Source organism: Pectobacterium zantedeschiae, from assembly GCF_004137795.1.
Taxonomy (GTDB): Bacteria; Pseudomonadota; Gammaproteobacteria; order Enterobacterales; family Enterobacteriaceae; genus Pectobacterium; species Pectobacterium zantedeschiae.
The window spans coordinates 310,248-329,933 of sequence record NZ_NWTM01000001.1 but is presented as its reverse complement, the minus strand read 5'-3'; the positions used below and the strand labels follow the sequence as shown (position 1 = coordinate 329,933).

Sequence of the window (19,686 nt, the reverse complement as noted above, 5' to 3'; positions counted from 1 at the left end):
CCTGCGCTTAATGAGATGAACGGGTATAAAGATGACGCAACCAGTGCCGTTCCGCCTTTTTGAACAGCCCGATTAGCACAAACGAGATTGCCAGATAAATGACAGCAGCAATACCGAACGCATAAAACGGCTGGTAGGTTGCAGCATTAATATCACGGGCAATCTTCAGAATATCCGGCACGGTTACGGTAAAAGCCAGCGCCGTCGAATGCAGCATCAGGATCACTTCATTACTGTAGGCTGGCAGCGCAATACGCAGCGCGCCCGGCAAAATAATGCAGCGATACTGTTTAAAACGGGAGAAACCGTATGCTCTGGCGGCTTCAATTTCCCCATGGGGAACAGAGCGGATTGCCCCCGCGAAAATCTCGGTGGTGTACGCACAGGTATTGAGCGCCAGCGCCAAAATGGCGCAGTTCAGTCCGCTGCGGAAAAATGCGTTCAGTAGATCGGTGCCGCGTACGATTTCCAGACTATATACGCCAGAATAGAACACCAGGAGCTGCACATAGAGCGGCGTGCCGCGGAAAATATAGGTAAACAGCCAAACAGGAAGACTGAATCGGCGTCGCGGCGACACGCGAGCAATCGCCAGCGGCAACGCCAGCAGGCCACCGATGACCACAGAGGAAATGAGCAGCCAGAGCGTCATCGCCAGCCCGGTCAGGCGGTAACCATCACTCCACAGTAGCGGTTGCCAATATTGTTGCAGGATCTCACTCATAGTTTACTTTCTTGACTCCCTGCGAATAATGTCTTTCCAACCACCACAACACGCCGTTAGAAACGGTGGTAAAAATCAGGTACATCGCCCCAGCAACCAGTGCGAAATAAAACGGTTCATGCGCCCCCTTGCCAGCCAATTGCGTCGCCTTGATCACATCATTCAGACCAAGCAATGACACCAGCGCTGTCGCTTTCAGAATCACCTGCCAGTTATTACCAATGCCCGGCAACGCAAAGCGCATCATGGAAGGAAACAGAATACGGCGGAAAACCTTGGTGGGAGAAAAACCGAATGCGACAGCGGCTTCAATTTGTCCGCGTGGCACGGCAAGATACGCGCCACGAAAGGTTTCCGTGAAATACGCGCCATAAATAAAGCCCAGCGTAATAACCCCTGCGGTCAAAGGATCGATGTCAATCTGCTCCAGGCCGATCGATTCCGTCACGCCGTTTAAGACAATTTGCAGACCATAGAAAATCAGCAGCATCAGCACCAAATCGGGGACGCCGCGAATCAACGTGGTATAGCAGGAAAAACCCCCTGCCAACAGGCGATGAGAAGACAGTTTCGCCGACGCGCCAATCAGGCCGATAGCCAGCGCTAGCAGTAGCGAACTTACCGCCAGCTCCAGCGTCATGATGGCACCATCCAGAATCAGCTGGGAATAGCCATAGAGCATCGATTATATCCGTTGAAATAGGGCACAGTGCGTTATCATTCAGGCACGACACGAGAGGAACGTTCCCGTGTCGTATTGCCCTACGATCTCGCTACACAATGGTACTGTGATAAAGAGATATGCCTCGTTATGGCGAAATTAGCCGCCGTAGACGTCAAAATCGAAGTATTTTTTCGCGAAGGTGTCATAGGTGCCATCTTTACGCATCGCTTCAAAGGCTTTATCTAGCGCAGCTTTCAGTTCGGTATCCGTTTTACGCAGACCCATACCCGTACCAACACCGAAGAACTTGTCGTCTTTGACTGCCGGACCAGCAAACGCATAGTCTTTGCCCATATCAAGCTTCAGAAAACCTTCACTGCCTGCCACTTCATCCTGAAATGCCGCATCGATACGACCAGCACTCAGATCGGCGTAAATCAGATCCTGATTTTGATAAGCGACAACTTCAACACCTTTTGGCTGCCAGTTCGCATTGGCAAAAGCTTCCTGAGTCGATGCTTGCAGTACACCAACACGCTTACCGCCCAAAGAAGCCAGCGTTGGTTCGATGCTCGCGCCTTTCTTCGCAATCAAGCGAGCATTGGCTGCATACAGCTTCTCTGTGAAGGCAATTTCCTGCTGGCGTTTTTCAGTAATGGACAGTGAAGAGATGATGGCATCGATTTTTTTAGCTTTAAGAGAAGGAATTAACGCATCAAAGTCGCTTTCCACAAACGTACAGTTAGCTTCGATACGCTTGCACAGCTCTTTTGCCAGATCGATATCAAACCCAACCAGTTCGCCGCTGGCATTTTTGGATTCAAAGGGAGCATAGGTGGGATCGGTGCCGATTTTAATATTTTTAGGAATCTCCGCCATGGCGCTGCCCGCAGCCAGAATAAGTGCCAACGGCAAAACTTTGATCAGTTTATTCATATTGCTACCCTTATCATGAGTGATTGATGTCGTGTGTCGTCAATGTCGGAACGATATATACCCGTCATACTTCAAGTTGTATGTGCGTTGGCTGCGTTCACTCACCCGAATCACTTACTCAAGTAAGCTCATCGGGATTCCCTCTCTTGCCTACCGCCTTCCTGAAACTCGAATTATTTAGGGTGTATTGCTTTAAATATGAACGATATGAGTGCTATTTGTTTTCTACACCGACTATTACAATTTTCATAAGCAGTTTTCATGCCACAATGAAAATAAGGTTGTTGTAAAAAAACCACGAGTAAAACACGCCAAAATAATGATTAATCAATTGATTAATAAATATTTTCCTATTTTCCTTGGGGCACATAACAATAAGAATAGATAACATTGGGGCGAATACAAAAAACCAAACGCACCATTTAAGTGCTTTCGCGATCAAAATTGGTGCAATTCGATAAAAAAGCACAAAAAAAGGGCAGTAAAGCTTTACTGCCCTATAAGAAAAAAATAGCGCGTCTCGGTATCTATCCTGCTATGACGCCCCACGCCAGCGAGTAAAGAGATCTTCCGGCAGGTCGATATCAAACTGATCCAGAATACGATTCACCGTCTGATCGACAATATCTTGCACACTTTCTGGGCGATGATAAAAAGCAGGTACCGGAGGCATGATTATCGCACCCAACTCAACGGCGGTGGTCATCAGCCGTAAATGCCCTAAATGTAGCGGCGTTTCACGCACCCCCAATACCAGAGGACGACGTTCCTTCAACACTACATCAGCGGCACGGGTCAACAGATTGTCGCTGTAGCTGTGCACAATGCCGGAAAGGGTTTTTATCGAACAGGGTAGAATCACCATCCCTGCTGTTTTAAACGACCCTGAAGAAACACTCGCAGCAATATCGCGCGCGTCATGTACCACATCAGCCAAAGCCTGTATGTCACGCAGGCTAAAATCCGTTTCCAGCGCTAGCGTCTGTCGGGCAGCCTGGCTCATAATCAGATGGGTTTCGATGCCTTCCAGCGTCTGTAACACCTGTAGCAGTCGGATGCCATAAATGACACCACTGGCGCCGGAAATTCCTACAATGAGTCGCTTCATTCATACTGCCTCTGGCTGGCCGCGTCAGCAGAAACGCGGAAAAATCATCTGCGCAAACTTTGCCGCATTGATTAGCGATAAGCAAGAATAAGCACCGAAACGGTATTTTTATATACAACCAGATTTTTCTATATACAGCCGGTTTTCTAGATACAAGAAGGGGGAAGACACTTTCGCACCCTCCCCCTTCAAAAAAACCAGTCCTAACGTACGACTAGCCGTTAACCTTCGTTGTGCAGTTCCAGATCTTCGACTTCATTCTGGCTACGTAACGCTTTGGCATCGTCGTTGCGCAGCATTTCCAGATAGTCCAGATAGCCTTGATCGACGTCCTTAGTCACGTAAATCCCGTTGAAGACGGAACATTCGAACTGAACAATATCAGGATTATCTTCACGCGCCGCGTCGATCAAATCGTCGAGATCCTGGAATATCAGCTCATCGGCACCAATAATCTTACAGATCTCATCCACTTCGCGACCGTGAGCAATCAGTTCATTAACGCTCGGCATATCAATACCATACACGTTAGGGAAGCGAATTTCCGGTGCCGCAGAGGCCAGATAAACACGCTTGGCACCTGCTTCACGCGCCATCTCTACAATCTGCTCCGACGTTGTACCGCGCACGATAGAGTCATCGACCAGCAGCACATTTTTGTCACGGAATTCGGCACGGTTTGCGTTAAGCTTACGGCGTACTGATTTCTTACGTGCCTGTTGCCCTGGCATAATAAAGGTGCGGCCAACATAGCGGTTTTTCACGAATCCCTGACGATACGGTTTGTTGATAATGCGCGCGATTTCCAGCGCGATATCACAAGAGGTTTCAGGAATCGGAATCACGACATCAATATCGAGATCTTCCCACTGACGCGCAATTTTTTCACCGAGCTTCTGGCCCATACGAACGCGTGCGCTGTAGACCGAAATTTTATCGATGAAAGAGTCCGGGCGAGCGAAGTAGACATATTCAAACAGGCACGGATTGCTCTTTGGATTCTCTGCACACTGGCGGGTAAACAGCTGCCCTTTTTCCGTAATGTAGATCGCTTCTCCCGGCGCAACATCGCGTAAAAATTCAAAACCCAGCGTATCCAGCGCGACGCTTTCAGACGCCACCATATATTCACTGCGGCCATCTTCCAGATCGCGCTTACCGATAACCAGAGGACGAATCCCGTTAGGATCGCGGAAAGCGACCATACCATGACCGATAATCATGCCAACACAGGCATAGGCACCACGAATTTGCTGATGCGTCGCGGCAACGGCCGCAAAAATATTATCGGCTTCCAGCGGGTAATGTTGGAAACGGTCCAGTTCTCTGGCGAAAATATTCAACAGAATTTCAGAATCAGACGTGGTGTTAACGTGACGACGCTCCTGCTCGAACAGCTTTTTACGCAGTTCGTGGGCGTTAGTCAGGTTACCGTTGTGAGCCAGCGTGATGCCGAACGGAGAGTTAACATAGAAGGGCTGTGCTTCCGAGGCGCTGGAGCTGCCTGCGGTCGGATAGCGCACATGGCCAAGCCCCATGTTTCCCTGTAAGCGTTGCATGTGCCGCGCTTCAAACACATCTTTCACCAGGCCATTGGCTTTACGCAGGCGAAAACAATTAAAGGCATCGATGGTCACAATACCCGCAGCATCCTGCCCACGGTGTTGCAACACCGTTAACGCGTCATAAATCGACTGGTTGACCGGTGTAAAACCGGCGATACCGACAATACCGCACATGGTGTCTTTTCCTCATCAGCGCTACCGCAGCGGTAAATGCTGCGGCAAGAAACTTGACGTGCTTTGCAGGTAGTCAAAAAACCACCTGATAATATAACTGAACTGCGGGATTAACTGGGACTGCTTCCAGTCATCACTTTGTGAAAAACCGGTGAAAGTATCCAGAAAGAATAGCAGTGCGGAAACGATCAGCACCCCGCGCAGTGCACCAAAACAGATGCCCAGAACGCGATCGGTGCCGGATAATCCGGTACGTTCAACCAGTGAACTGATCACATAGTTGACGATAGCTCCCACAATCAACGTTGCAATAAACAGAATGGCAATCGCAATGCCGTTACGCACCAGTTCATCATCAAAACGGGTGAAGTAGACCGCGAGGTAGGCGTAGTAGTGACTGGCAACAAAAAAAGCACATCCCCAGGTTACTAACGACAGCGCTTCGCGAACAAACCCCCGGATAAGGCTAACCAGAGCCGAAAATCCGATGATGCCAATAATGACGTAATCAACCCAAACCATGAACTATCCTAATAATGAACGATGCTACCGATAAGCCGCTACGTCATCCTGTTCGCGGCGCATTCTAACAGAAAAAGAAAACGTTTGCGTAGCGTATTTCCGCCGATTTCATCGATAGATAATCAGGCGAAAAAACTGACAGCACGTCATGCCTGATTCCATTAACTATCGGCATCTCAAAACTCACTACAAGCATCTTAAAACGGATGCGGGGCCGAGTATCACTGGTGTGAACCTCATCCCCGCCACCTGTTTTTACTTACTGACGTGGCTGATTGCGGACAATCCATCACGCTATTATCACGCTTGCAATCTTACCGCACGGAATGTGCTCGTACCTGCCCGCTGAGTCCGCTGAGCTGCTTCAGCTCGCCCAATGAAGACTCCAGCTTCTGTTTAGACGCATCCGGTCCCACGTAAATACGGGTAATTTCGCCTGAAACTGGCGTTGACGGCACGGTATACGCTCTATAGCCAGAGAGGCGGAGCTTAGCGACAATTTCGTTCACCTTATCCGCATTTTTCAACGCACCAAGCTGCACAATATAGGCCTGTCCGACAGGCGCTTGCGGCGTCGGCTGCGTTTCAGGTTTCACTTCCGGTTTGGGTTCCGGTTTAGGCTCTGGCTTCGGTTTCACTTCTGGCTTCACCTCAGGCTTTGGCTGAGTCTTCGGTGTCACTGGCGTTGGCGTCTGAATTGGCGGACGCTCCACTACCACCGGCGGTGCCGTCAGAGCTGGCGTATTTGTCCCTGAACGAGACGATGATGGCGGCATTGAAGCTTCGGGAGCCTTGGTTTCAGGTAATTTAGCTTCCGGCGCTTCGGTTTCCGTACTGTTTTGCATCGCCGCTTCCGCCCCTTCCGGTGGCTGACTCGGCAACGACGGGTTCAGCGCAGGCAGCGATTCCATCTCATTGCTGTCGCCCGGCTTAGGAATCAGCGGAATCGATGCAAACTCATCTTCATAGTGCTTTTTCTTACCGTCCAGCAGGCCGGGTAAGACAATCACGCCCAACGCGACCAGAATGACCGTGCCGACCAGGCGGTTCTGAAATTTACTCGCCATTCGCCTTCTCCTCATCCAGCGCTTCCATCACATGCGCTACCGTATGAAAAGATCCACACACAATGACAATATCCTGTTCCGTCGCTTCTGACATCGCCTGCTGCCAGGCGGTAACGACATCGGGGAACGATTGACTGCGCGTCAGGTGCTCGGTAATTTGCTGAGCCGTTGCGCCACGCGGGCCTTCTAACGGTGCACAGTACCATTCATCAATCAACGGCGTTAAGTGGGCCAGCGTACCTGCGATATCTTTATCCGATAGCATGCCGATAACAGCCCGCGCTTTTCCGGTTTTCGGCAACTCGGCCAAACGTTTTGCCAGATAGGCCGCCGCATGGGGGTTGTGTGCAACATCAAGAATCAACCGCGGCGATTCCTGAACAATCTGAAAACGGCCCGGCAATGCCGCGCGCCGTAACCCCTGACGAATCGCATCTTCGCTCACGTTGAGTGAGGAATAGTGCAGTGCAGCCAGCGCTGTGGCGGCGTTCGGCAGTGGGACATTCGGGAGTGGCAAGCGCGACAATTCACGCAGTTTATCCTGCCAACTCCATGTTTCGCGCTGAACTGAAAACTCCCAGTCGCGACCACGACGACGCAACAGTGCATCTTTCTCCGCAGCAACATCGGCAATCGTTCCCGGCATATCCGGCTCACCAACGACGGCAGGTCTACCCTGTCGGAATATCCCGGCTTTTTCACGACCGATACTCTCTCGATCATTACCTAGCCAGTCGGTGTGGTCGATAGCAATACTGGTGACCACAGAGACATCCGCATCCACAATATTGGTAGCATCCAGGCGCCCGCCTAATCCTACTTCCAGAATGACGACATCCAGATTCGCTTGTTTGAAGAGTTGCAATGCGGACAGCGTACCGAATTCAAAATAGGTGAGCGATACGGCCCCTCTTCCTGCTTCGATATCCGCAAACGCTTGAGTATGCTGCGCTTCTGACAATTCGTTGCCCTGAATACGCACTCGCTCGGTATAGCGAACAAGATGAGGAGAACTGTATACCCCAACCCGTAGCCCGGCGGCCAACAGGATGGACTCCAGCGTACAACAGGTGGTTCCTTTGCCGTTCGTCCCCGCAACGGTGAAAATCGTGGCGGCAGGCTGTAGCAGTTGAAGATGTTTAGCAACCTGTTTAACGCGATCCAGACCTAAATCAATGGCCTGAGCGTGCAGGTGCTCAAGATAATGAAGCCACGTGACCAAAGGTGACGTGGCTTGAGGTATTTGAAGAGTATCCATGAGTCCCGTTCACTGGCTTACGGTTCATTGCGGGCAGAGCGTGCACATTACAACGCAGTCGAGAACGACGTGGTCGAGTGCCACACGCCCTGCCCATCATGTCAATTATGCGTCATCCTGTGATGATTCAGACGGCGCATCGCTGCGGATTTCCACGTCATCATTGCCCGGTTCTGGATGATTCGTCAGTTTGGCAAGAATAGTGGCCAGCTTGTAGCGCATTTCCGGGCGACGCACGATCATATCAATCGCCCCTTTCTCAATCAGGAATTCACTGCGCTGGAAGCCCGGCGGCAGTTTTTCACGCACGGTTTGTTCGATAACACGTGGACCGGCAAAACCGATCAGCGCTTTCGGTTCGGCAATATTCAGGTCACCCAGCATCGCCAGACTTGCAGAAACACCGCCCATGGTTGGGTCAGTCAGCACGGAGATATAAGGCAAGCCGCGCTCGCGCATTTTTGCCAGTGCCGCACTGGTTTTCGCCATTTGCATCAGCGACATTAGCGCTTCCTGCATACGCGCACCGCCACTGGCGGAGAAACACACCAGCGGGCAGCCATCTTCTAATGCCTGCTCAACGGCACGCACAAAACGCGCACCTACGACGGACGCCATTGAACCGCCCATAAAAGCGAACTCAAACGACGCGCCTACAACAGGCATGCCGTATAGAGTACCTTTCATGACGACCAGCGCGTCTTTCTCATCGGACTGTTTCTGCGCAGAAACCAGACGATCTTTATATTTTTTGGAATCCCGAAATTTCAGGACATCCTTCGGTTCCAGTTCGCTTCCCAGCTCGACAGTGTTTTCTTTATCCAGAAAAGCCTGTAGACGGGCCCGTGCAGACAGACGCATATGGTGATCGCACTTCGGGCAGACTCCCAAATTACGTTCCAGCTCAGCACGATAAAGAACCTGACCGCAGCTATCACATTTTGTCCAGACCCCTTCAGGGATGTTCGCTTTACGGGTCGGTGTGATATTGCTTTTGTTAAGAATTCGTTCAATCCAGCTCATTGATAACCTTTCTGCTTGAACCTGGCAAATGCCAGTCCGCTGTTCATGTTATTCCCTGACAACATTGCCAATGAAAAAATGCCTGAGACGCACGACAGTCGCGGTACAAAGGCATCGGCACCAAGGATGTTCCCAAGAACAGACCATAAATGCTGCCCATTAAACCATAACGCTCCGGGACTGTGGATAAAAAACTGGTCAAACCGGATGTTAAAATACTTCACTTATTTCACATTGCCGCGCGTGGCTGCTCTACGGTGGCGGGCAATTTCAATAATACCCGGCAGGATAGAGAGAAAAATAATCGCGACAATCAGTAATTTCAGATTTTCCTGCACCACGGGCAAATCGCCAAACAGGTAGCCTGCATAGGTGAACGATAATACCCACAGCAGCGCACCAATGACATTATAGGCTGCAAAATGCCGATAGCTCATGTGCCCCATCCCGGCGACAAACGGCGCAAATGTTCTCACAATCGGGACAAAGCGCGCCAGAATTATCGTCTTACCACCGTGGCGTGCGTAAAACGCATGCGTTTTATCCAGATAGCTGCGGCGGAAAATCTTTGAGTTCGGATTGCTAAACAACTTCTCACCGAACAGCCGCCCAATCGTGTAGTTCACTGCATCGCCCGTAATCGCGGCAATAATCATCAGGAACACCATCGTATGCACATTCAGATCGTTCGACGGTAACGCCGCCAGTGCCCCAGCAACAAACAGCAACGAATCTCCCGGTAAAAACGGTGTCACCACCAACCCGGTTTCACAGAACAAGATCAGGAACAAAATGGCATAAACCCAGACACCATATTGCGCCACCAGTTCCGCCAGATGAACGTCAATGTGTAGAATAAAATCAATAATAAACTGTATAAACTCCATCACAACTTCTTCTCCCAAAGTATATAGCGATCGCACGCGGTCGATATACGCAAAGCAGCCCGCACTATCCGTGTTGCCTTGCGTATAGCATGCTAAATAGCATCATCCTTAATACGCGCAGCACACTACTTTTGGCTCACAGCCATCTGCAGCGTGCAACACGTAAAAGGCGTACTCGTTACAGCCAAAACCGTCAATCCGCTAAAAAAAGCGGCCCCATTGTGGGCTGCGGCAAAGCAAAACGCGCGGGGTAATCCACTGCCACCAAATATAACCCTTCAGCTCTGGCCGTTGCGCCTGCCAATGTACGATCTTTAGCTACCAGCAGTTCCGCAATCCACGACTCGGGACGATTGCCACACCCCACTTCCATCAGGCTGCCAACAATATTGCGCACCATATGGTGAACGAACGCATTGGCCTTAATATCTACCACGATATAGTCACCGTGACGTGTAACCTTTAAATGATTTACATTGCGCCATGGCGTGCGCGACTGGCACTGTACCGCCCGAAAAGAGGTGAAATCATTCTCCCCCAGCAGACACTGTCCGGCGCGCTCCATCCGTTCCACATCCAGCGGATGATAAAAGTGCGTCATGCCATGCGAGAGCACCGCAGGACGATAACGGTGATTGTAGATAACATAACGGTAGCGACGTGCCGTTGCGCTGAAGCGTGCATGGAAATCCGCATCCACCGTTTTCACCCAACGTACGGCGATATCTGGCGGTAAATTCGCATTCACGCCCATCGTCCAGGCAGCATCTTTTCTGATCGCCTGCGTGGTGAAGTGCACAACTTGCCCGGTACCATGAACTCCGGCATCGGTTCGTCCGGCGCAAAACACTTCTATCGGTTCATCTGCAACTTTACTCAACGCCTTTTCAAGACAGGCCTGTACGCTAGCGACGTCATTCTGACGCTGCCAGCCATAATACTGGCTACCGTCGTACTCAATGCCCAGCGCGATCTTCAGCGGGGCTCGTTCGTTCTCCGCAACGGCGGCGGCTTGAATAGCCGCCGCCTGAGTGCTTTCCAACATTACCCAAGATACTCCTGCACCAGACATTCTGCCGTTTCCACTGCCATCAGCGCGCCGCCAAAGCGAGCGTTATCAGCAACCGACCAGAATTGCAGCAGTTCAGGAATACCGTAATCATTACGCAAACAGCCGACGCTCAATTGCCCATTGCCGGAAGCATCACCCACCTGAGTCGGGTAATCCTGCTCGTCGCTGACCTCAATATTCCCGGCATTAAGCAGTTCATCGCGCGCTTCTTCCGCAGACAGCGGACGCAATGATTCGAGATGAACAATTTGTGCATGACCATAGAACACAGGGGACTGGATGCAGGTCACTGAAACCGGCAACCCATCATCCTGTAAGACTTTGCGCACCTGATCGACCAGACTGCGTTCTTCGCGCACGCTGCCTGCATCATCGGGCAGTAAAGGCAACAAATTGAACGCCAGCTGTTTCGGGAAAAGCCCTTCTTCAGGCGGGATACCATTCAGCAGACGGGCACTTTGCCCAGCCAGATCGTCTATCGCCGCTTTGCCGAGCGCAGAAACGGACAGCATATTGACGACATGCAAACGCGAAAGCCCCGCCGCATCAGTCAGTGGTTTAATCGCCGTCAGCAGTTGGCTAGTCAGGCTATCCGCCACCGCAACAATATTACGGTTACGGTAATCCGCCAGCGTATGCGTATTCACGCCAGGCACGACCAGCGGCACATCCGGTTCTAATGCAAACAGGCCGCTGCTGTCGATGACCAGACAGCCGGCATCTCCCGCAGCTTCTGCATAGCGTGCGCTGGCGTCTTGACCGGCAACAAAAAACGCCAGCTGCGCCTGTGACCAGTCAAAATCAGCCACATCGGTGACCACACAGGATTTGCCGTTAAAACGTATGGTTTCACCCGCGCTACGTTCGCTGGCCAACGGATACAGTTCACCCACTGGGAATTCACGTTCCTGCAATAATTCCAGTAACGCCGTGCCCACTGCGCCCGTTGCGCCCAGCAGAGCAATATTCCAGCCGTCAGACATTTGGTTCTCTCCCAAATTTTGAATGAAACACAAACCATGAATGAAACCGACAGACGATAGCGATACTCGCTGTCAGCTCATGAATAAAAAAGAGTAATATAGTGCGGAACGCCGTTAGCGTGTGCCCCGCACTGACGCCGTGAATCCCAGCGCGTTCAGACAATCTGCGCTCTCAGCATCAGCGCAGATGACATGGAGTGACGACCATTCGCGTCGTTCTTGATAATGTTTACGCAGGCGATCAAACTCGCCTTCCTGATGCGCAACATGGCGCAACAGCGCATCGTCTCGGCGCACATCATACACCAGATGCACCAGACGTTTTAGTAGCGCCTCATCCACCGGTACGGTTAATGTCACTTCGGCATAGTCCGGCTCAGGTAAAAGCGACGAAAGCGCAATCTGCTGCGGTGTGCCGATAAACTCGCTCCAGGCTTCAAAAACCTGTGTGGTACCGCGCGCTTTTCCTTCCAGCGTATAACCAGCGATATGCGCCGTGCCGATGTCCACTCGCGCCAGCAGATCGGTCGATAACGCAGGTTCGGGTTCCCACACGTCAAGGATCACGCTGAGTTTTTTGCCCTGTTGCAGAGCCTCAAGCAATGCCACATTATCCACCACCGGGCCACGGCAGGCGTTAATCAGAATACGTCCATCCGCAAACGCGTTCAGTACCGTAGCATCAACCAAATGATGCGTTCGGTACGGCCCGTCGAGATACAGCGGCGTATGCAGCGTCAGGATATCGGCATCACGCACCAGAGTTTCTAACGGCAGGAAATCACCCACATCACCGCGATCGGCACGCGGTGGATCGCACAACAGCGTTTTTACACCCCAGGCTTTCAGTCGCGCATCCAGACGCCTGCCGACATTCCCCACGCCGACAATGCCGACCGTTTTATCACGCAGTTGAAAACCATCACGTTCGGCGAGCATCAGCAAAGAGGAAAATACATACTCCACTACCGCAATAGCATTGCAGCCGGGGGCAGCAGAAAACGCGATGCCGTTGGCATTCAGCCAGGTATCGTCGACATGGTCGGTGCCTGCCGTCGCGCTGCCAACAAATTTTACCGCCGAGCCTGACAACAGATCCGCATTCACCTTCGTAACCGAGCGCACCATCAGCGCATCTGCGCCCACCAGCAAATCGCGCGGCAAAGGACGTCCCGGTACAGCCTGAACCTCACCCAAACGGCTGAAAAGCTCGCGAGCATACGGCATATTTTCATCAACCAGAATCTTCATTGTTTTCTCCGGGACCTGTAGCCAGCCAAAAAAGCGGGGAGATATTTTGCCACCGAATGGTGTAGAAACCCAAGGCAATTACGACGAGATATCCTTCCTCCATCGGTTCATATCGATATCACATCGCTATCGATCCTACGATAAGTGGCAATTTACCGCGGCCAGACCGCGTTAAAGGGCATATCGGATTGCCTCCTACAAGGTTGATAGTCGTCACATGGCTCTGTTATGTTGTTTGCCATTGCCGCACTTGCCCCATTTTTATCTACCAGACTGGCAACCGGTGCATTTTCCGTCTGGTTCGCTATGAGAAAACCACGTTGAACGCCCTATTTCCCATTATCGCCGTCCTGATTTGGTCAGTTAACGTCATCGTCAACAAGCTCTCCGCTACCGTTATCGACCCGGCCGCTATTTCGTTTTACCGCTGGCTGCTGGCGTTTCTCGTCATGACGCCGTTCATGCTGCCAGGCCTTCGCCACCATGCTACGACCATTCGCCAAAATGCATGGAAACTACTGGTGTTGGGTCTGCTCGGCATGGTGTTGTATCAAAGTCTGGCCTACTACGCCGCACACACGATCAGTGCCGTGATGATGGGAATAATGGGATCGCTGGTGCCGCTACTCACCGTTTTACTCAGCATTCCTCTACTGCGCGTGGCGCCCACGCTGGGCGTGCTACTCGGTAGCCTGCTGTCACTGGCAGGGATTGTCTGGCTGATCAGCGGCGGGCACCCTGAACAGATTCTGGCACAGGGTATCGGTACCGGTGAATTCATGATGTTTTGTGCCGCGTTGTCCTATGCAATATATGGCGTGCTGACCAAACGCTGGAGCATCCCGCTGCCCAACTGGGTATCGCTCTATGTGCAAATTGCCTTTGGCGTGGTACTGCTGATTCCAAATTTCTTGCTGACGGACAATGTGCAGCTAAACAGCGAAAATCTGCCGCTGGTAGTTTTCGCTGGCATCATGGCCTCAATTATTGCGCCGTTTCTGTGGATTCAAGGAGTTATGCGTCTGGGAGCGAGCAAAACAGCCATCTTTATGAACCTGACGCCGATCTTTGCGGCGATGATTGCAATTGGTTTCTTACATGAACCTTTGCACCATTATCATCTGGTTGGCGGTGGCATCACGTTACTCGGCGTTATTCTTGCCCAACGTTTGCGCATCCCACTCGGACGCACCGCTTAAGATTCGTGTCGTTTTAGGCAACGCATGACTATCGGCCGTCACGGGAGATTGCTATGATTCATCTCAATCATGACGGCAGTGAGGATAACCGATATGCAACCTGTAAGCGGCCCAGGTGCCCCGCTGCCCGGCGAACGCTCGGTTACGCCGACAACCACATCATCAACCTCTGCATCCTCCTCTAACGCCGCAGGCTCCGCCAATGGCGATAGACCTCTGACGCTAGCGCAACGCACGACGCTGGAAAATCTGGTGCTTAAAGTTGCCGCGCTCACAACCTCAAAAGCTGCGGAAGTCTGGACGACCGTAAAACAGGGGCTAGGGCTGGCAGACAATAATGAACTGCTGTCCCGGCACTACCAGCCAGCAGAGCAAATACTCCAGACGCGTTTAACACAGGCGCAAGATAGCGGTGAGCGTCAGCCGTTGCTCCAACGCCTGACGGATATGCTATCTCAGGGGAATAACCGGCAGGCAGTCAGTGATTTCATCCGGCAACAGTTCGGCAGCACCACGCTAAGCAGTCTGAATAAAACGCAGCTACAGCAGGTTGTTACGCTGCTGCAAAATGGGCAAATTCCGCAGTCAACGGCGTCAGCCTCAGCGCCGCAATCGGCTCAGGCCGTCAATTCGCCCGAACGTCCGCTCTCGCCCGCTGAACAACGCGGCTTGAATCAGTTAGTCACCCGGTTAGCGACCATGACTGGGGAGCAACCTGCGAGAGTATTGAGCAATCTGATGATGATGCAGAATCTTAACGCGGGCGACGCGATCCCGTTAAAGCATCTGCCGATGCTCACGCAGTTCCTGCAAGCGCAGGTTGAGCTACAGCAGACGCAGACGTTGCTCCGCACCACCTTGACGCCACAGGGAACGCAGACCCATGCAGGAACGGCTGGTGCGTCGCCGGAATCACTGACAGCCAACACAACAAACACGGTTAACGCGAATCAGGCATCAGCAACGAACCTATCATCACAGCAACTGCCAACACAGAACGCGCTGCTTTCCCCGAACCTCGCCCCGTTGCAGGCTCTGCTGCAACAACCGATGACCGTGCAGGAACAGCAATTGTTGATGGATTACACACAGAACCGCTTCAATATGGGCTTGCAAACCCCGTTGACGCCGATGCAGGTCAGCGATCTACTGACGTTCCTGTTTACACAACGTATTCAGCGCTCACAGGAAACTGACTGGACAACAACCTCACAGCTCCTGCATCCGCTGTTCAACCCGTTGATTGCCTCGCTACCGCTCAGTTGGCAATCCCTGTTCCATAAACCGATGTTTCTGGTGATTGTCAGTACCTGTGTGGCTGCGTTTCTGCTCTGGGTACTGATCTAAGCCCCTCCTCATTCAGGATACGATTGCAGTTCATCATCACGACACGCATCAAAAGTAAAAACCCCGCGGCTTGCGCCTGCGGGGTTTTTATTTATCAGTGTGAGAATCCGATTATTTATCGAGTTTTCTCATCACCAGCGTCGCGTTCGTACCACCGAACCCGAAGCTGTTAGACATCACCGTGGTCAGTTTACGTTCCGTCGGTTCAGTCACGATATTCAGGCCAGCAGCCTGCTCGTCCAGATTTTCCACGTTGATGCTCGGTGCAACGAAGCTGTGCTCCAGCATTAGCAGGGAGTAAATAGCTTCCTGAACGCCAGCAGCGCCCAGAGAGTGACCGGTCATCGCTTTCGTCGCGGAGATAGCTGGCGAGTTATCACCAAACACTTCACGAATCGCGCCCAGTTCCTTCACATCGCCAACTGGCGTAGAAGTACCGTGAGAGTTCAGGTAGTCAATCGGGGTATCAACACCGTTCATTGCCATCCGCATACAGCGCACAGCACCTTCGCCAGATGGGGCAACCATATCTGCACCGTCAGAGGTCGCACCATAGCCGACCACTTCTGCGTAGATATGCGCACCGCGAGCCAGCGCGTGTTCCAATTCTTCTACCACGACCATACCGCCGCCGCCTGCAATCACGAAACCATCACGACCCGCATCATAGGTACGGGAGGCTTTTTCTGGCGTCTCATTGTATTTGGTAGACAGTGCGCCCATGGCATCAAACTCACAGGCCAGTTCCCAGCATAGCTCTTCAGCACCACCGGCGAACACAATGTCCTGTTTACCCATCTGGATTTGCTCAACGGCGTTACCGATGCAGTGTGCAGAGGTCGCACAAGCAGAGCTGATGGAGTAGTTCACACCGTGAATTTTAAACGGCGTTGCCAGACAGGCGGATACCGCAGAACCCATGGACTTGGTCACCACGTAAGGGCCAACAGCTTTCAGGCCACGCGGGCTGCGCATCGCGTCAGCACCAAATACCTGATAACGCGCGGAGCCACCGGAACCGGCAATCAGGCCAACGCGTGGGTTATTCTGATAAACCTCATCAGACAGCCCAGAATCTTGAATCGCCTGCTCCATGGATAAGTAGGCATAAATCGATGCATCACTCATAAAACGTACAACTTTGCGATCGATGAGGCCAGTGGTGTCCAGTTTGACATTCCCCCAGACGTGACTACGCATACCGGAATCTTTCAGCTCTTGAGAGAAAGTAATACCCGAGCGGCCTTCCCGCAATGATGCCAGAACTTCCTGCTGGTTATTACCGATGCTTGATACGATCCCCAGGCCAGTAATCACTGCACGTTTCATTTAATACCTCTTTTTCCACTTATAGAGTTTGGGATTTCGCTTCGCACTTTAGCGTACAGTTGTAAGCTGAACAAGTCCGATCAGCCGAACTATCGCGAAATTATTGCTAAATTTGCACCACGATATTCAGCTCGTTAAAATCTCGCCATCACTTGAATAATGAGCTTTTGCCGTGGCTAACCTTCCCATCCAACACGCGTCGTTAAGTTGGAACGCTCAGGGTACACCTGTATCGCAACAGTTTGATGACGTCTATTTTTCGAATCAGGATGGGTTGGCCGAAACCCGTTATGTGTTTTTACAGGGCAATCAGTTTCCTGAACGTTTCAGCACGCATCCACGTGCTGCCTGCGTGATCGCGGAAACCGGCTTTGGCACCGGCCTGAATTTTCTCACGCTGTGGCAAGCTTTTGCTCACTTTCGTCAACAGCAGCCACAGGCAACTCTGCGACATCTGCACTTCATCAGCTTCGAGAAATTCCCCCTGCGTCAGCACGATCTGGCTGCCGCACACGCACAGTGGCCGGAATTGGCAACATTCGCGAATGAGTTGCGCCAGCAATGGCCGGTGGCGCTGCCAGGTTGTCACCGTCTGATTCTGGCGCAAGGCAGTATCACGCTCGATTTATGGTTCGGTGATGTTAACGTCTTACTGCCTGAGCTGGATGATACCCAGAATCATCAGGTCGACGCCTGGTTTCTAGACGGCTTCGCTCCTTCCAAGAACCCTGACATGTGGACGGATAATCTGTTTCAGGCAATGGCACGTCTGTGTCGCCAAGAAGGGACATTTGCCACCTTTACCGCCGCCGGCTTTGTGCGACGCGGTCTACAACAGGCGGGTTTTCACGTTAGTAAAGTCAAAGGATTCGGGCAGAAGCGGGAAATGCTGAGCGGTATCCTTCCTGATACACTTCCCGTCACTTCGCCGACACCGTGGTATGCGCGCCCCGCAGCCAGCACGACTGATGACATCGCTATTATTGGCGGCGGCATCGCCAGCGTGCTTACTGCGCTGGCTCTGCAACGGCGCGGCGCAAACGTCACGCTCTACTGCGCTGAGTCACAGCCAGCCACTGGCGCATCTGGCAATCGTCAGGGCGCGCTGTATCCCCTGCTGAATAACCGACACGATGCCGTGTCCCGCTTTTTCTCACTCGCCTTTAACTTCGCCCACCGTAGCTACACGGCACTGGCACAGCAAGGTCTGGAATTTGAACACCAGTGGTGTGGCGTAAGCCAGCTCGCTTGGGATGAAAAAAGCGCGCGTAAAATCGAACAGATTCTGCAAGGAGAATGGCCGGAAGAATTGGTCGTTAGCGCGGATGCCCAGCAACTGGAAAAACAAAGCGGCCTAAATCCCGGCGTAAACGGTATTACCTACCCCGACGGCGGCTGGCTGTGTCCGGCAGAACTGACAGCCGCAGCACTGAAACTGGCGCAGCAAAACGGCCTGTCAGTACAGATGGATACTACCGTTTCTGCGTTGGAAAAAACCGATAGCGGCTGGGCGCTCAGCTTAAGCACGGGCCAACCGGTAAATCACGCAGTGGTGGTGCTGGCAAATGGTCACCACATTACCGACTGGACACAAACCTGTCATTTACCCGGCTACGCCGTGCGCGGGCAGGTCAGCCACATTCCGACTAACCCTGTATTGGGGCAGTTGAAGCAGGTGTTATGCTACGACGGCTACCTGACGCCAGTGAGCCCGCAGCATAAAACGCACTGCATCGGGGCAAGCTACCTACGAGGCGAAACACAGTGCGATTATCGGGAAGAAGAACAACAGGAGAACCGCCAACGGCTGCTGAATTGTTTGCCGAATGCTGACTGGGCCAAAACCATTGATGTCAGCGATGGACAGGCACGTCAGGGTGTCCGCTGCGCACTGCGCGATCATTTACCGCTATTGGGCTCTGTGCCGGACTATGAGCAAACGCTGACAGAGTATGAAGATAGGCTGCATCCCCAGCACCGCGCCGACACCGTGCCGAACGCACCTTATTGGCAGGATCTGTTTATTATCGGTGCATTAGGCTCACGCGGACTCTGCTCTGCCCCACTCGCAGCGGAAATTTTGGCTTCGCAGATGTATAGAGAACCACTGCCGCTGGATCGTGACACGCTAGCCGCGCTAAACCCAAATCGCTTCTGGATAAGGAAACTGCTTAAAGGCAAACCCGTGACACAGGATTAATCGGGGAAGAAGAGGTGCTGGCTCGACTAAGCCAGCACTGGCGGATTAACGATAGGCGTACATGAAAATCAATGCGTACTGTTTTGTGCCTGCTGGAACAGACGTTCCCACATCCCGTTAACCAGTACCTGATCTGGCGGTGACAGTTCACCGTTTTTGATGGCATTATTAATGCTGTCGCTAACGCGCACATGCAGTGCTTCAAGCGTGTGTTCCCCGTTATCTTCCGCTTCTGCGACTGACACTGTCAGATGACCGCGCAAATAGCCGCCAGCAAACAGTTCGTCGTCGCTGGCATGCTCTACCATGTCATCAATCAGCGCCAGAATGCGCGTTTCAAATTCTGCGATCATTTCTTATCCTCAAGTTTTTACTGT

The 19,686-nt window shown here is 52.2% G+C and carries 18 protein-coding genes; 3 read left to right on the top strand and 15 right to left on the bottom strand.

All coding sequences use genetic code 11. The annotated features are described in order from the left end of the window. Positions 1-7 precede the first annotated feature (7 nt). The 13 genes from CLR69_RS01540 to pdxB all read right to left on the bottom strand — a co-directional run bounded on the left by CLR69_RS01540 (position 8) and on the right by pdxB (position 13,234). On the bottom strand, positions 8-724 hold the full coding sequence (locus CLR69_RS01540; RefSeq protein ID WP_129705517.1) for an ABC transporter permease: 717 nt from the start codon (positions 722-724) through the stop codon (positions 8-10). After that, complete coding sequence (gene hisQ / locus CLR69_RS01535; protein WP_129711831.1) at positions 717-1,406, bottom strand: histidine ABC transporter permease HisQ; 690 nt, start codon at positions 1,404-1,406, stop codon at positions 717-719. The genes CLR69_RS01540 and hisQ overlap by 8 nt, the downstream gene beginning before the upstream one ends. A gap of 138 nt (positions 1,407-1,544) precedes the next feature. Continuing rightward, the gene (locus CLR69_RS01530) at positions 1,545-2,324 is read right to left on the bottom strand and encodes a lysine/arginine/ornithine ABC transporter substrate-binding protein (protein ID WP_129705513.1); all 780 of its coding nucleotides are present in this window, start codon (positions 2,322-2,324) and stop codon (positions 1,545-1,547) included. Positions 2,325-2,859: 535 nt separating this feature from the next. Then, positions 2,860-3,432 (bottom strand): UbiX family flavin prenyltransferase, encoded by a 573-nt coding sequence (locus tag CLR69_RS01525; protein ID WP_129705511.1) that lies wholly within the window; start codon positions 3,430-3,432, stop codon positions 2,860-2,862. A 221-nt stretch (positions 3,433-3,653) separates the two neighbouring features. Then, on the bottom strand, positions 3,654-5,171 hold the full coding sequence (gene purF / locus CLR69_RS01520; protein ID WP_129705508.1) for an amidophosphoribosyltransferase: 1,518 nt from the start codon (positions 5,169-5,171) through the stop codon (positions 3,654-3,656). Between the two features lie 21 nt (positions 5,172-5,192). After that, positions 5,193-5,693 (bottom strand): colicin V production protein, encoded by a 501-nt coding sequence (cvpA, locus tag CLR69_RS01515; RefSeq protein ID WP_010298532.1) that lies wholly within the window; start codon positions 5,691-5,693, stop codon positions 5,193-5,195. 314 nt (positions 5,694-6,007) lie between these two features. After that, positions 6,008-6,760 (bottom strand): cell division protein DedD, encoded by a 753-nt coding sequence (dedD, locus tag CLR69_RS01510; protein WP_129711832.1) that lies wholly within the window; start codon positions 6,758-6,760, stop codon positions 6,008-6,010. After that, a complete protein-coding gene (gene folC, locus CLR69_RS01505) occupies positions 6,750-8,018 on the bottom strand; it encodes a bifunctional tetrahydrofolate synthase/dihydrofolate synthase (protein ID WP_129711833.1) in 1,269 nt (422 codons plus the stop codon). Before folC ends, dedD begins: the two co-directional genes overlap by 11 nt. A gap of 105 nt (positions 8,019-8,123) precedes the next feature. Beyond that, entirely contained in the window at positions 8,124-9,041 is a 918-nt protein-coding gene (gene accD / locus CLR69_RS01500) for an acetyl-CoA carboxylase, carboxyltransferase subunit beta (RefSeq protein ID WP_129705501.1), read from the bottom strand. A 224-nt stretch (positions 9,042-9,265) separates the two neighbouring features. Further along, the gene (locus tag CLR69_RS01490) at positions 9,266-9,928 is read right to left on the bottom strand and encodes a DedA family protein (RefSeq protein ID WP_039297044.1); all 663 of its coding nucleotides are present in this window, start codon (positions 9,926-9,928) and stop codon (positions 9,266-9,268) included. Positions 9,929-10,121: 193 nt separating this feature from the next. Beyond that, a complete protein-coding gene (truA, locus tag CLR69_RS01485; RefSeq protein WP_129711834.1) occupies positions 10,122-10,973 on the bottom strand; it encodes a tRNA pseudouridine(38-40) synthase TruA in 852 nt (283 codons plus the stop codon). Then, entirely contained in the window at positions 10,973-11,983 is a 1,011-nt protein-coding gene (locus CLR69_RS01480) for an aspartate-semialdehyde dehydrogenase (protein WP_129711835.1), read from the bottom strand. The genes truA and CLR69_RS01480 overlap by 1 nt, the downstream gene beginning before the upstream one ends. 114 nt (positions 11,984-12,097) lie before the next feature. Next, positions 12,098-13,234: a 4-phosphoerythronate dehydrogenase PdxB gene (pdxB, locus tag CLR69_RS01475; protein WP_129711836.1), complete on the bottom strand. Its 1,137-nt coding sequence runs from the start codon at positions 13,232-13,234 to the stop codon at positions 12,098-12,100. Positions 13,235-13,554: 320 nt separating this feature from the next. On the opposite strand from pdxB, the gene CLR69_RS01470 reads away from it, so the two are divergent. Further along, complete coding sequence (locus tag CLR69_RS01470) at positions 13,555-14,433, top strand: DMT family transporter (RefSeq protein ID WP_129705491.1); 879 nt, start codon at positions 13,555-13,557, stop codon at positions 14,431-14,433. Positions 14,434-14,526: 93 nt separating this feature from the next. Next, positions 14,527-15,780, top strand: coding sequence for a flagella biosynthesis regulator Flk (flk, locus tag CLR69_RS01465; protein WP_129705489.1), 1,254 nt, complete (start codon positions 14,527-14,529; stop codon positions 15,778-15,780). A 111-nt stretch (positions 15,781-15,891) separates the two neighbouring features. Here the strand turns inward: flk and fabB are convergent, their stop codons facing one another. Then, positions 15,892-17,109 carry a beta-ketoacyl-ACP synthase I gene (gene fabB / locus CLR69_RS01460; protein WP_129705487.1) on the bottom strand — a complete coding sequence of 406 codons (1,218 nt, stop codon included), beginning with the start codon at positions 17,107-17,109 and terminating at the stop codon, positions 15,892-15,894. Between the two features lie 172 nt (positions 17,110-17,281). Between fabB and mnmC the strand changes: the two genes are divergently transcribed. Then, positions 17,282-19,309, top strand: a complete 2,028-nt coding sequence (gene mnmC / locus CLR69_RS01455) for a bifunctional tRNA (5-methylaminomethyl-2-thiouridine)(34)-methyltransferase MnmC2/FAD-dependent 5-carboxymethylaminomethyl-2-thiouridine(34) oxidoreductase MnmC1 (RefSeq protein ID WP_129711837.1) — start codon at positions 17,282-17,284, stop codon at positions 19,307-19,309. A gap of 68 nt (positions 19,310-19,377) precedes the next feature. Here the strand turns inward: mnmC and CLR69_RS01450 are convergent, their stop codons facing one another. Next, the gene (locus tag CLR69_RS01450; RefSeq protein WP_129711838.1) at positions 19,378-19,662 is read right to left on the bottom strand and encodes a YfcL family protein; all 285 of its coding nucleotides are present in this window, start codon (positions 19,660-19,662) and stop codon (positions 19,378-19,380) included. Positions 19,663-19,686 lie beyond the last annotated feature (24 nt).